Origin of the sequence: Pseudomonas azotoformans, assembly GCF_001579805.1 — a bacterium.
GTDB lineage: Bacteria > Pseudomonadota > Gammaproteobacteria > Pseudomonadales > Pseudomonadaceae > Aquipseudomonas > Aquipseudomonas azotoformans_A.
In genome coordinates this window covers 6,393,710-6,406,488 of sequence record NZ_CP014546.1, presented here as the reverse complement: position 1 = coordinate 6,406,488, position 12,779 = coordinate 6,393,710, and the positions used below count along the sequence as shown (strand labels likewise).

The following is a 12,779-nucleotide window of genomic DNA, read 5'->3' as shown; positions in this document are numbered from 1 at the left end:
TTCGGCATCGACCTGGCAAGCCCCGCCGTTGCAGGCGTGCGGGAAAAGCGCAGTGCGACTTTTGGGTACGTTTATTGACCGGATGGTCGAATTAAAAAAATTGAAAATAAATGTACGAAATGAACGAAGTTGTACAAGGCAGTGCAAGAAATGACCCTTCTCCTGTTCTCGTACACTGGCTAAGCTCAGGGCTTCCAGATGCCCGTAGAGGTTTCCCGCATGTCGCAATCCGCCCTCGCTGTCGCCCGGATGATCCTCGATGGCTTCGACGATTACCGTGAGCACTTCCGCCAAATCACCGATGGCGCCCGCGAGCGTTTTGAAAAGGCCCAGTGGCAGCAGGGGCAGGCGGCGTCGGCGGCGCGCATCAACCTCTATGAAGAAAAGGTCAGCGAAGTGATTGCGCGTTTGCGCAGCAGCTTTGATGACGGCGCATTACTCGATGTTGACCAGTGGCCCGTGGTGAAAAGCGCCTACATCGGCCTGATCGACCTGCGTTTCGACGATGAGCTGTCCGAGACCTGGTACAACTCGATCTTCTGCGGTCTGTTCAGCCACGACCTGATCAGCGACGGCTGCATGTTCATCCACACCACCCGGCCCAGCCTGCGCCGGGCACGGGCCGCGCAGACGCGTACCTACACGCCTGCCGGGAAAATCCCGGAAATGCTCGCGCAGATCTTTGCCGACTACCGTTTCAGCGAGCCTTACGCCGACCTGGCCGGCGACCTGCGCCGCCTCGAGACCCAACTGCGGGAAAACCTGCCGGACTGGGTGTGCAAGGACCCGGACCTCAAGGTCGAGCTGTTTTCCTCGGTGCTCTACCGCAATAAAGGCGCCTACCTTGTAGGACGTATCTACACCCGCGACGAACAATGGCCACTGGTGATCCCACTGCTGCACCGTGAAGGGCAGGGCATCCAGATCGACGCACTGATCACCGACGAAGCCGACGTGTCGATCATCTTCTCGTTTACCCGTTCCTACTTCATGGTGGATGTGCCGGTGCCGGCGGAATTCATCGGTTTTCTCAAGCGCATCCTGCCGGGCAAGCACATCGCTGAGCTGTACACCTCCATCGGTTTCTACAAGCACGGCAAGTCAGAGTTCTACCGCGCCTTGATCAACCACCTGGCGACCACCGACGATCAATTCATCATGGCCCCCGGCGTGCGTGGCATGGTCATGAGCGTGTTCACGCTGCCGGGTTTCAACACGGTGTTCAAGATCATCAAGGACCGCTTTTCACCGTCGAAAAACGTCAACCGCGCCACCGTGATCGAGAAGTACCGGCTGGTCAAAAGCGTCGACCGGGTCGGGCGCATGGCTGATACCCAGGAGTTCGCCGACTTCCGTTTTCCCCTGAGCAAATTCGAGCCCGAATGCCTGGCCGAATTGCTGGAAGTCGCCGCCGGCACCGTCGAAGTCGAAGGCGACAGCGTGCTGATCCGCCACTGCTGGACCGAACGACGCATGACCCCGCTCAACCTCTACCTCGACAACGCCAACCCCGCCCAAGTGCGCGAAGCCCTGGAAGACTACGGCCTGGCGATCAAGCAACTGGCGGCCGCGAATATCTTCCCCGGCGACATGCTGCTGAAGAACTTCGGCGTCACCCGTCACGGCCGCGTGGTGTTCTACGACTACGATGAGATCTGCTTTCTCACCGAGGCCAACTTTCGCCACATCCCCGCGCCGCGTACCCCCGAAGATGAAATGGCTTCCGAGCCCTGGTACTCCATTGGACCGCTGGATGTATTTCCCGAGGAGTTCCCGCCGTTCCTGTTTGCCGATGCTGGCCAGCGCAAGTTGTTCGACGAGCTGCATGGCGAGTTGTACAACGCCGATTACTGGAAAGGGCTGCAGGAGGCGATTCGCGCCGGCAAGGTGATTGATGTGTTTCCTTACCGGCGCAAGGAGCGCGATCACTGTTCTTGAACTTGATTTACGGACCGATCTGTCTTCAGAAAACACCCAATTGGCTTTTGGTCGACTTCACGCCGATTTTTTCCAAGTAATCCTGTGCGGGCCTCATGTTCTCCTTTGTGGGAAGGTAATGGCCCGAGGTATTGGATAGGTGAGTTCTCCCTGTCATGGTTTGCTTTAAATAGCCGGCACTGACGATGTTATTCGACTGTCCGGCACCGACGCCTAGTTCGGCGGTGGCGGGGTGGGATATCATTTTTGGCGCTACGTCTTTACTGATGTTGGCGATCGCCATCTGTCCGTCTCTCGTCACGACAAACTTGGTAATCGTATTCGGTGTCTTAGCGATGTTCAGATCCTCTGGCTTTTTTACGTTTGTCACCGTTGCCGTGCGGGTTCGGGGGGTTGTAGCCCATCCCGCCAAATGCAGCTCAGCGTCCAGATCTCTCTCCTTGGTATTGGGTAGCTTCGGATAGTCCTTGGCGGCGTAGGACGACCCAGAGGGGTGTGAGGTCCAGGACCCGGTTGTCGATTGGGATGTAGGTGCAATGTCCTGGTATTTGTTGGCGTAACTATGAAAGTTTTGGGTGGATGCGTTGAGGTAGCGGCTGGAGTCAATGGGCATAAGAATTCCTCGGGCGTCAAAGGCGATATCAATCAGGTTTTTGCCGTTGAGTTACAGGCTGCTCATGAAATTCATGCCGCGTACTGCCTGACTGGTCGTGTGGAAATTCGAGATTCGATTGGCCGTCAAATTGGTGGGCGGTGTCGACGCGCTCTGCGGGGCTGCGTTGGACGACGGCTTTTCTGTGTAGGCGGGCGGGAACTCATATTTGGGCGGTGGTTGCGACGCTGCCGAGCGCGGTTGGGCCTGCATGGATACAGAGTAGCTGGGTAGATAAGGTTGGCTGTTTGTCGAATCGATAGGCATAAAAGCTCCGGTTTCATGAACGATACAGCGATCTGCCAATGGCTTCTGGCAGGTTGATTTGGCCCTGCGTACGTCACTCAAACCATCGGATTTGCATGGTGAGATGGTCGGATGAGCGACTTTCTCTCGTAAGAAATATGTTCATTCACAGGCGCGACGAGGCCAGTCACTGACTGAACATCTCCAGAAATGTAGAAATCTGCGACAATCGCCCCTCGTTTTTTCCGTCCACCGTTATGCAGGCGCGCCCTGCCTCACCCAGAAGACCTTTGCCACCCTGATGACCGACCAAGCGCCCACTATCGACCAACTGCTCAAGACCCTCGATCACGCTATGCTCGCCGACCGCCACCGCTTGCGGCGGCAGTTGCTTGAGCTGCGCAAGAAGCCCGACGAGGAAAAGCTGGCGCAGTGGGTTGCGCGCATGCAGGCGTCTTGCGCCCAGGTCACGGCGCGTCGTGCCAGCGTGCCGGTGATCCGTTATGACGACAGCCTGCCGATTGCGGCCAAGCGTGATGAGATCAAAGAGGCGCTGAACAAGCACCAGGTGCTGATCATTGCCGGTGAGACCGGCTCGGGTAAGACCACCCAGTTGCCGAAGATCTGCCTGGAAATCGGTCGTGGCCAATTCGGCCTGATCGGTCACACCCAGCCACGGCGAATTGCGGCACGCAGCGTTGCCAGTCGGGTGGCCGAGGAGTTGGCCACGCCGTTGGGCGCGTTGGTCGGCTATCAGGTACGTTTTGAAGACCAGAGCGATTCCAATACCCTGATCAAGCTGATGACCGACGGCATCCTGCTGGCGGAAACCCAGAACGATCGCTACCTGGAACGCTACGACACGATCATCGTCGATGAAGCGCACGAACGCAGCCTGAACATCGACTTCCTGCTGGGCTACCTGAAGACCCTGCTGCCGCGTCGTCCGGACCTCAAAGTCATCATCACCTCGGCAACCATCGACCTGGAGCGGTTTTCCAAGCATTTCGACGACGCGCCGATTGTCGAAGTGTCGGGCCGCACCTTTCCGGTGGACATCTGGTATCGCCCGCTGACCCTGGAACAGGACGAGGAGGGCAACCGCGTCGAGGATGACTTGACCGTTGACCAGGCGATCCTCGCCACACTCGATGAAATCGCCGCCTATGAGCGCAGCGAGCGGCGCAGCCCTGGCGATGTGCTGGTGTTCCTGCCCGGCGAGCGCGAGATTCGCGACGCCGCCGACATGCTGCGCAAGGCCCAGCTCAAGCACACCGAAATCCTGCCGCTGTATGCGCGGCTATCGCCGGCTGAACAGCAGCGCATTTTCCAGTCGCATCCGGGCCGGCGCGTGGTGCTGGCGACCAACGTCGCGGAAACCTCGCTGACGGTGCCGGGCATTCGTTATGTGATCGACAGCGGCACCGCGCGCATCAGCCGCTACAGCTACCGCGCCAAGGTGCAGCGCCTGCCGATCGAGGCGATCTCCCAGGCCAGTGCCAACCAGCGTAAAGGCCGTTGCGGCCGTGTTGAACCGGGCATCTGCATCCGCTTGTACAGTGAAGAGGATTTTATCGGGCGTCCGGAATTTACCGACCCCGAGATCCTGCGCACCAACCTCGCGGCCGTGATCTTGCAGATGCTGCACCTGCGTCTCGGCGAGATCACCGATTTCCCGTTTATCGAGCCGCCGGACGGCAAGGCCATCAGCGACGGTTTCAACTTGCTGCAAGAGCTGTCGGCGGTGGACCGCAACAGCCAGCTCACGCCATTGGGCCGTCAGTTGGCGCGCCTGCCGGTGGACCCGCGCATGGGCCGCATGCTGCTGGAAGCCGCCAAGCTCGGCAGCTTGCAGGAAGTACTGATCGTCGCCAGCGCCATGTCGATCCAGGACCCGCGCGAGCGTCCGCCGGAGCGCCAACAGGCGGCTGACCAGGCGCACGCACAGTGGAAAGATCCGGATTCGGACTTCGCCGGGTTGGTCAATCTGTGGCGCGGTTTTGAAGAGCAGCGCCAGGAGCTGACAGCGAGCCCGTTGCGCAACTGGTGCCGCAAGAACTTCCTCAACTACCTGCGTTTGCGCGAGTGGCGCGACTCCCATCGCCAGTTGAGCCTGATCTGCCGCGACATGCAGCTGACCGTCAATAAAGAGCCGGCGGATTTCCCGAAACTGCACAAGGCGGTGCTGTCCGGCCTGCTCAGCCAGATCGGCCAGAAAACCGAAGACGGCGATTACCTCGGCGCACGCCAGCGCCGTTTCTGGATTCACCCGTCCTCGGGCATCGGCAAGAAGCGTCCGCAATGGCTGATGACCGCCGAGCTGGTGGAAACCACCAAGCTGTATGCGCGCATGGTCGCCAAGATCGACGCCGACTGGATCGAGCCGCTGGCCGGGCATTTGATCAAGAAAAACCACTTCGAACCCCATTGGGAGAAGAAGCGTGGCCAGGTGGTAGCTTTTGAGCAGATCACCCTGTTCGGGCTGATTGTGGTCGGGCGTCGCCCGGTGCATTACGGGCCGATTGACCCGGTGGTGTCTCGCGAGTTGTTTATCCGCGAAGGCCTGGTGCGTGGCGAGATCCAGTCGCGAGCCAAGTGCCTCACGGCCAACCAGCAACTGCTGGAGCAACTCGACGAACTGGAAGCCAAGGCGCGCCGTCGCGACATCCTGGCGGACGAAGAAACCCTGTTCGCCTTCTACGACGCGCGGTTGCCGGCGGAGATCCACCAGACCGCGACCTTCGACAGCTGGTACAAGGTCAACAGCCAGAAAGACCCGCAACTGCTGATCATGCGCGAAGAGGACGTACTGGCCCGTGAGGCCAGTGAAGTCACCGCCGCGCATTATCCGGATACCCTGCACCTGGGCGACCTGGAACTGGCACTAAGTTACCACTTCGAACCCAACCACCCGCGTGACGGTGTGACCCTGCGCGTGCCGGCGCCGCTTTTGCCAGCGTTGCCGCCAGAGCGCCTGGAATGGCTGGTGCCGGGGGTGATCGAAGCCAAGTGCATTGCCTTGGTGCGTAACCTGCCCAAAGCGCTGCGCAAGAACTTCGTGCCGGTGCCGGACTTCGTAAAGGCTGCGCTGCAACGCATCGAGTTTGGCCAGGGCTCGTTGCCTCAGGCGCTGGGCCGCGAATTGCTGCGCATGACCGGGGCGCGGGTCAGCGATGAAGCCTGGGCCGAAGCCGCGCAGCAGGTCGAAAGCCACCTGAAGATGAACCTGGAGGTGGTCGATGGCCAAGGCAAGTTCCTCGGCGAAGGTCGCGACCTGGCCGAACTGACGGCACGTTTTGCCGAGGCCAGCCAGGCCGCGCTGGCCGTGCCACAAACCGCGAAAAGCCAACAGCCGGTGGAAGCCAAGGTGTTTGCCGCGGTGGCGGAAAAGACTCAACAGAAGATCGCCGGGCTGTCGATGACGGTGTATCCGGCGTTGGTGGAAGAAAACGGCACGGTCAAGGAAGGGCGTTTCTCCACGGCTGCCGAGGCGGAGTTCCAGCATCGCCGCGCGTTGCAGCGTTTGCTGATGCAACAACTGGCGGAACCGGCGAAATTCCTGCGTGGCAAATTGCCGGGCCTGACCGAACTGGGTCTGATGTATCGCGAATTGGGCCGCATCGATGCGCTGGTGGAAGACATCCTGCTGGCCAGCCTCGACACCTGTGTACTCGAAGGCGAAGCCAACCTGCCGCGTGATGGCGCGGGCCTGGCCGCCTTGGCCGAGCGTAAGCGCGGCAGTTGGACCGAACACGCCGAGCGCCTGGCGCGCTTGACCCTCGATGTGCTGAAACTGTGGCACGGCCTGCAAAAGCGCTTCAAAGGCAAGATTGACCTCGCCCAGGCCGTGGCCCTGAACGACATCAAGCAGCAACTGAGCTACCTGGTGTACCCCGGTTTCGTGCGGGAAACCCCGGCGCAGTGGTTCAAGGAATTGCCGCGTTACCTCAAGGCCATCGAGTTGCGCCTGGAGAAACTGCCAAGCCAGGTGCAAAAGGATCGGGTGTGGAGCGGCGAACTGGCCGGTTTGTGGACGCAGTACGAAAATCGCCTGAAAAAGCATGCCCAGGAAGGCAAGCGCGACCCTCAGCTGGAGCTCTATCGCTGGTGGCTGGAGGAATATCGCGTGTCGTTGTTTGGCCAGCAACTGGGCACCAAAGTACCGATTTCCGACAAGCGTTTGAGCAAGCAATGGAGCCTGGTCGAAGCTTGACCCACACCGTCGTTCACCACAGGGTTATGTGTAAGCCTCTGACAAGGGCGTTTATCTGGCATATGGCGCCAAATCCCAGGGTTTGTGGCAAACTTCGCGGTTATAAATGCCGGGATCGTCGTGAAGGGCTGCGACGCGATGGAATAAAGCGATGCCAGTTTGATGTCCGCTGGGCGGGATCGAACTACTTATAGTTTGGTACGACGGTACCAATATCTTCTGCCTGACAGATTTAGAGGAACGACCGTGCATAACGTCGTCATCAGCGGCACTGGCCTGTACACCCCGGCCAACAGCATCTCCAACGAAGAGCTGGTGCAGTCTTTCAATGCCTACGTGCATCAGTTCAACAGCGACAACGCCGCCGACATCGAGCGCGGTGACGTGCAGCCGCTGACCGAATCCAGTGCAGCCTTTATCGAAAAAGCCTCGGGTATCAAGAGCCGTTTCGTGATGGACAAGGACGGCATTCTCGACCCGCAGCGCATGGCTCCACGCCTGCCCGAGCGCAGCAACGATGAATGGTCGGTGCTCTGCCAGATGGCCGTCGGTGCTGCCGAACAGGCCCTGCAACGCGCCGGCAAGACCGCCGCCGACATCGACGGTGTGATTGTCGCGTGCTCCAACCTGCAACGCGCCTACCCGGCTATCGCCATTGAAGTCCAGGAAGCCCTGGGTATCCAAGGTTTTGGTTTTGACATGAACGTGGCGTGTTCCTCGGCCACCTTCGGCATCCAGAACGCCGCCAACAGCATCCAACTGGGCCAGGCGCGGGCGATTCTGATGGTCAACCCGGAAGTCTGCACCGGCCACCTGAATTTCCGCGACCGTGACAGCCACTTCATCTTTGGCGACGCGGCCACTGCCGTGGTCCTGGAGCGCGCCGACCTGGCGACTTCCGAGCATCAGTTCGATGTGGTGAGCACCAAGCTGCTGACCAAGTTCTCGAATAACATCCGCAACAACTTCGGTTTCCTCAACCGCACGGCGGAAGAAGGCATCGGCGCGCCCGACAAGCTGTTCGTGCAGGAAGGCCGCAAGGTATTCCGCGATGTGTGCCCGATGGTGGCCGAGCTGATCGGCGTGCATTTGCAAGAAAACCAGCTGAACGTAGCTGATGTGAAGCGCTTCTGGCTGCATCAGGCCAACCTGAGCATGAACCACCTGATCGTGAAGAAACTGCTGGGCCGCGAAGCCTCGGTGGAAGAAGCGCCGGTGATCCTCGATACTTACGCCAATACCAGCTCGGCGGGCTCTGTCATTGCATTCCACAAATACCAGGATGATTTGACCAAGGGCTCCGTGGCGGTACTCAGCTCGTTTGGCGCGGGCTATTCGATCGGCAGCGTGATCCTGCGCAAACGCTAAGACAATCGAGGTCTTGAATGGCAGCAGCGGACGACGCGCACCTGCTTGAACGCCTGCTCAAGGGTGAGCAGCGGGCCTACAAGGAATTGGTCACCACCTACCAGAGCGCCATGCGGGCGGTGGCTTATGCCATTGTCGGCCAGCGTCACGCCGACGAAGTCGTGCAAGATGCCTGGCTGTCGGTGGTGCGCAACCTGGCCAAGTTCGAAGGGCGTTCCAGCCTCAAGACCTGGCTGCTGACCATCACCGCCAACGCCGCCAAGGGGCGCTATAAGCAGAATCGTCGCGAAGTGTTGCTCGACGACCTGCCTTCGCCCCATGGCACGATTGGTGATGATCGCTTTTCCCCCGACGATGGCCACTGGGCCGTCGCCCCCTACGCCTGGCACCAGGACACCCCGGAAGCCCTGCTGACCGAGGATGAGCTGCGTAAATGCCTGGAGCATACATTGCTGAGTCTGTCTGAGTTGCAGAGCAGCGTGCTGGTGCTGCGTGAGCGCCAGGGCTTGGAGTTGGAAGAGATCTGTAATCTTCTGACGCTGTCGCTCTCCAATGTCCGTGTGCTGTTGCATCGAGCACGGCTTAAAGTCTTCGCCACGGTGGAGCATTTTGAGGAAACGGGCGAATGTTGACCTGTAAAGAACAAGTGGCACGTTCCAGTGACTATCTCGATGGGCAATTGACCTTTCGCGAGCGTCTGCTGGTGCGTCATCACTTGATGTTCTGCCCGAACTGCCGTCGGTTTATCCGCCAGATGCGCCTGATGCAGGCGACGCTGAAGATAATGCCGGATGAACCGGTAGAGGGTGTGGAGGCCTTGGCGCAGCGGTTGGCGCAAGAGCGACTCAAGGATCACAAAGGCGGGGAATAAGCAGGCTCGCGTGGATGGTCGGACGGATGATGGGGACCGATCCACCCACGCAAGACTGTTGCAGCGACCTCGGGCCGTCCTGGCCCAAGGCTTTTAACACTTAGATTTAGAACTTGGCTTCTGCGTCCAGCTGCAGGGTATTGGCGTTCGCATCGCGATAGCCAGGGGCGCTGGCGTAGTCCGCTTTGGTCAGGAAGTAAGTGGCGCCGACCGCGAAGTTCTTGTCGATGTCGTAACCGACTTTGAACTTGTGGCCGCGTGCACCGGTGAAGCCGCCGGCGAAGTCCGAGTCGGTGAGCGCGCCGACCACTGCGTAACGTTGTACGTCGCGGTAGTTGTAGTCCAGGTTGAAGCCAAAGACCTTGGACTTGGCACCGAGCAACCAGGCAGTGTCCTGATCTTTGTCTGTGGCTTTGGTGTTTTGCACGTACTGGCCATAGAACGACAGCGGAACAGCCAGGCCACCGATGTCGATTTGGCTGAAGCCTTCATACAAACGGTACTCGCTGGCATTGCCGGCGGTGGTGTTCGCGATGGTTTCGGCCGGGGTCAGGCATTGGAAGGAGCCAGCGGTTGGGCAACGGCTGTCTTCATCGTTCTGGAACGCGTAGACGCTGCCGCCCACGGTCAGTTTCAGGTTGTCGGTCAGCGAGAAGCGCGAACCCAACTGGCCTGCCGTCATGCGCAGGTCGTTGCGAAATTGCACGCCGTCGCCGTTGACGTTGTCCTTGAGGTTGTAGTTACCCAGGCTGCCGAACAGCTCGGCGCTGCTGCCCAGTGGGTATTTGTAGGTGACGGCCAGGCCTTCCGGGTTGATATCGCTATCCCAGATCACGTCGCCCATGCTGACCCACGGTTGCAGCATTTTGCCGCCGATCACGTGCAGGTTCTTGATTTGAGTCGGGTGGTAGTCGATGTAGCCAAGGTCCAGCCAGATCGACTTCTTGTTGAAGTAGCCGTCCAGGTCCTGGTTGGTGGAGCGGGCGTCGTCGCTGCTGCCGGTGGCGATACGGATGCCAGTGTCGACCTGTGAGTTGATCTCGGTGTAGGCGCCCAGACGAGCACGGATGCGTTCACGATCCTTGTCTTTGCCGCCGTTGTTCGGGGTGCCGTCGATCTTGATGGTTTCGTGGCGGAAGCGCACGTCACCCTTGAGTTGAGTCTTGGCCGCCCAGGCCAGCTTCTGGTCGAAGCTGCTCAGCTCATTGGTTTTCTTCGCGGTGGCCGCGATCTGTTCGTTGGTCTCTTGTTGAGCTTGCCGTGCGATCTGCTGCTCTTTCTGGTCCCGTGCCAGTTCAGCTTGCAGTTCGCTGTACTGAGCATTGGTGATCTGGCCGTTGGCCTTGAGCATGTCGAGCAATTTAGCGTCGACTGCAGCGCTGGCCGGAACGCTCAGGGCCAGTAACAGGCCGCCGCACAGGACCGCCGCAGTTTTAGTGGAAGCAAGACGCATATCAATCTCCGAAAGTGAGGAGGGATGGCAAACCATCCAGGACACAACCGACCGATGACGGACGGAAAAATAACCACCTGCTAGAACCAGGCGCTCTAAAAACAGGCGTCAGTATCACGATCGTTTATGACGGAGCAGTGGCGAAGTGATGTCATCTAGATGACAAATTTTTCATGTTCGGAACTATTGGTTTAGAGCCTTGTCGCGCGAAACGGGGGTGTGCCGAGGCCGGCAATCAGCGATACTCGCCAGGCTTTCACGCCCTGAAGTAGTGAGGATGCCGATGCCGTTGCAACGCCTGGACAGCCTGTCCGAGATCGCCCCGCAAGCCTGGGATGCGCTGGTGCCACAGGCCCAGCCGTTCGTGCGGCACGCCTTCCTGAGCGCATTGGAAGACAGCGCGAGCCTGGGCCCGCAATCGGGCTGGCAACCGGAGCATTTGCTGCATTGGGAAGGTGATCGGCTGGTGGCGGCACTGCCCAGTTACCGCAAGTGGCATTCCTACGGCGAGTACGTGTTTGATCACGGCTGGGCGGATGCCTGCGTGCGGGCAGGCATTGAGTATTACCCTAAGTTGCTGACCGCCGTGCCGTTCAGCCCGGTCAGTGGGCCACGCCTGCTGGCGGCGAGTGCAGACGATGGTCTAGAGCTGCTAAAGAGCCTGCCGGGTTACCTGGAAATCGAAGGGCTTTGCAGCGCCCACATCAACTTCACCGACGAACTGGCCGATACGGCACTGGCCCAACAATCGGGCTGGCTGCAGCGCCTGGGCTGCCAGTTTCACTGGCAGAACCGGGGTTACCGCGACTTCCAGGATTTTCTCGATGCGCTGAGTTCACGCAAGCGCAAACAGATGCGCAAAGAACGCGAACAAGTGGCAGGGCAGGGCATCGACTTCGAGTGGCTGCAAGGCCATGAGCTGAGCGAAGCCCAGTGGGATTTTGTCTACGCCTGCTACGCCAACACCTACGCGATCCGCCGCCAATCACCTTACCTGACCCGCGCGTTCTTCAGCCTGCTGGCCGAGCGCATGCCCGAAGCGATCCGCGTGGTCCTGGCCAAACAAGGCACACGCCCGGTGGCCATGGCCTTCAGCCTGATCGGCGGCGACAGCTTCTACGGCCGCTACTGGGGTTGCCTGGCAGAGTTCGACCGCCTGCATTTCGAAACCTGTTTCTACCAGGGCATGGACTACGCCATCGCTCATGGCCTGCAACGTTTCGATGCGGGGGCACAGGGCGAGCACAAGTTGATCCGTGGGTTTGAGCCGGTGATTACACGGTCATGGCACTACCTGCGCCATCCGGGCTTGAAGAATGCGGTTGAGGATTTTCTGGAGCGCGAGCGCGTGGGGATTGTGGCGTATGCGCAGGAGGCGAGGGCAGCCCTGCCTTATCGGCAGGGCTGAACCACTGGTCTGGCGGCGCTTCAAACCAAGACTGAAATCGTTATCCTGTATGTACAAAAGTACATACAGGATGTGCCATGTTATTTGAGTGGGATGAATCCAAAAATAACGCCAATATTGTTAAGCACGGCATCGATTTCAATGACGTCCCGGATATCTTTAGGCACCCAATGCTGGCCTTACGCGATGATCGAGCGGATTATGGCGAGGAGCGTTGGATTAGTATTGGCTGGATCAAATTGTTAATAGGTGTGGTCGTATACACCGAACGACGTGGTGATGTGATCAGTATCATCTCCGCCCGAAAAGCAACCAAGAAGGAGGCCAAATATTATGACGCAAACATCGAAAACTGATTGGGAGCGCTTGGCCAAAATGAATGATAAAGAGATCGATACCAGCGATATCCCTGAGCTGGATGCCGATTTTTTCCGGCGTGCTGAGTTACGTGTCCCCGTGAAGCAGGCGGTCACTATCAGGCTAGACGCTGACGTATTGGAGTGGTTCAAAGGTCAAGGATCTGGTTACCAGACGCGCATTAATCAGCTATTGCGCCAGTACATGCAGGCCCATCAAGGGTGATTGGCGTTTAGAAAGGTTCAGCCCTGCCTTATCGATAGGGCTGAACCC

General features: G+C 59.1%; 11 protein-coding genes. 8 read left to right on the top strand and 3 right to left on the bottom strand.

Annotated features, from left to right (window positions below):
* Positions 1 to 219: 219 nt before the first annotated feature.
* On the top strand, positions 220 to 1,938 hold the full coding sequence (gene aceK, locus AYR47_RS29430) for a bifunctional isocitrate dehydrogenase kinase/phosphatase (protein WP_033900599.1): 1,719 nt from the start codon (positions 220 to 222) through the stop codon (positions 1,936 to 1,938).
* Between the two features lie 25 nt (positions 1,939 to 1,963).
* Here the strand turns inward: aceK and AYR47_RS29425 are convergent, their stop codons facing one another.
* A complete protein-coding gene (locus tag AYR47_RS29425) occupies positions 1,964 to 2,551 on the bottom strand; it encodes a hypothetical protein (protein WP_061449221.1) in 588 nt (195 codons plus the stop codon).
* Positions 2,552 to 2,602: 51 nt separating this feature from the next.
* Positions 2,603 to 2,857: a hypothetical protein gene (locus AYR47_RS32640; RefSeq protein ID WP_156487839.1), complete on the bottom strand. Its 255-nt coding sequence runs from the start codon at positions 2,855 to 2,857 to the stop codon at positions 2,603 to 2,605.
* A 280-nt stretch (positions 2,858 to 3,137) separates the two neighbouring features.
* Between AYR47_RS32640 and hrpA the strand changes: the two genes are divergently transcribed.
* From hrpA to AYR47_RS29405, 4 genes are all read left to right on the top strand, one after another.
* On the top strand, positions 3,138 to 7,049 hold the full coding sequence (hrpA, locus tag AYR47_RS29420; RefSeq protein ID WP_061449220.1) for an ATP-dependent RNA helicase HrpA: 3,912 nt from the start codon (positions 3,138 to 3,140) through the stop codon (positions 7,047 to 7,049).
* A 246-nt stretch (positions 7,050 to 7,295) separates the two neighbouring features.
* Positions 7,296 to 8,417: a beta-ketoacyl-ACP synthase III gene (locus AYR47_RS29415; RefSeq protein WP_061449219.1), complete on the top strand. Its 1,122-nt coding sequence runs from the start codon at positions 7,296 to 7,298 to the stop codon at positions 8,415 to 8,417.
* A gap of 17 nt (positions 8,418 to 8,434) precedes the next feature.
* On the top strand, positions 8,435 to 9,049 hold the full coding sequence (locus AYR47_RS29410) for an RNA polymerase sigma factor (protein WP_016979344.1): 615 nt from the start codon (positions 8,435 to 8,437) through the stop codon (positions 9,047 to 9,049).
* Entirely contained in the window at positions 9,043 to 9,288 is a 246-nt protein-coding gene (locus AYR47_RS29405) for an anti-sigma factor family protein (RefSeq protein WP_016979345.1), read from the top strand. The genes AYR47_RS29410 and AYR47_RS29405 overlap by 7 nt, the downstream gene beginning before the upstream one ends.
* A 106-nt stretch (positions 9,289 to 9,394) precedes the next feature.
* Here the strand turns inward: AYR47_RS29405 and AYR47_RS29400 are convergent, their stop codons facing one another.
* Positions 9,395 to 10,741 (bottom strand): putative porin, encoded by a 1,347-nt coding sequence (locus AYR47_RS29400; protein ID WP_033900606.1) that lies wholly within the window; start codon positions 10,739 to 10,741, stop codon positions 9,395 to 9,397.
* Positions 10,742 to 11,024: 283 nt separating this feature from the next.
* Between AYR47_RS29400 and AYR47_RS29395 the strand changes: the two genes are divergently transcribed.
* The 3 genes from AYR47_RS29395 (at position 11,025) to AYR47_RS29385 (ending at position 12,731) form a co-directional block, all read left to right on the top strand.
* On the top strand, positions 11,025 to 12,149 hold the full coding sequence (locus AYR47_RS29395; RefSeq protein ID WP_061449499.1) for a GNAT family N-acetyltransferase: 1,125 nt from the start codon (positions 11,025 to 11,027) through the stop codon (positions 12,147 to 12,149).
* 77 nt (positions 12,150 to 12,226) lie between these two features.
* A complete protein-coding gene (locus AYR47_RS29390) occupies positions 12,227 to 12,505 on the top strand; it encodes a BrnT family toxin (RefSeq protein WP_061449218.1) in 279 nt (92 codons plus the stop codon).
* Positions 12,483 to 12,731, top strand: coding sequence for a BrnA antitoxin family protein (locus AYR47_RS29385; protein ID WP_016979349.1), 249 nt, complete (start codon positions 12,483 to 12,485; stop codon positions 12,729 to 12,731). The genes AYR47_RS29390 and AYR47_RS29385 overlap by 23 nt, the downstream gene beginning before the upstream one ends.
* Positions 12,732 to 12,779 lie beyond the last annotated feature (48 nt).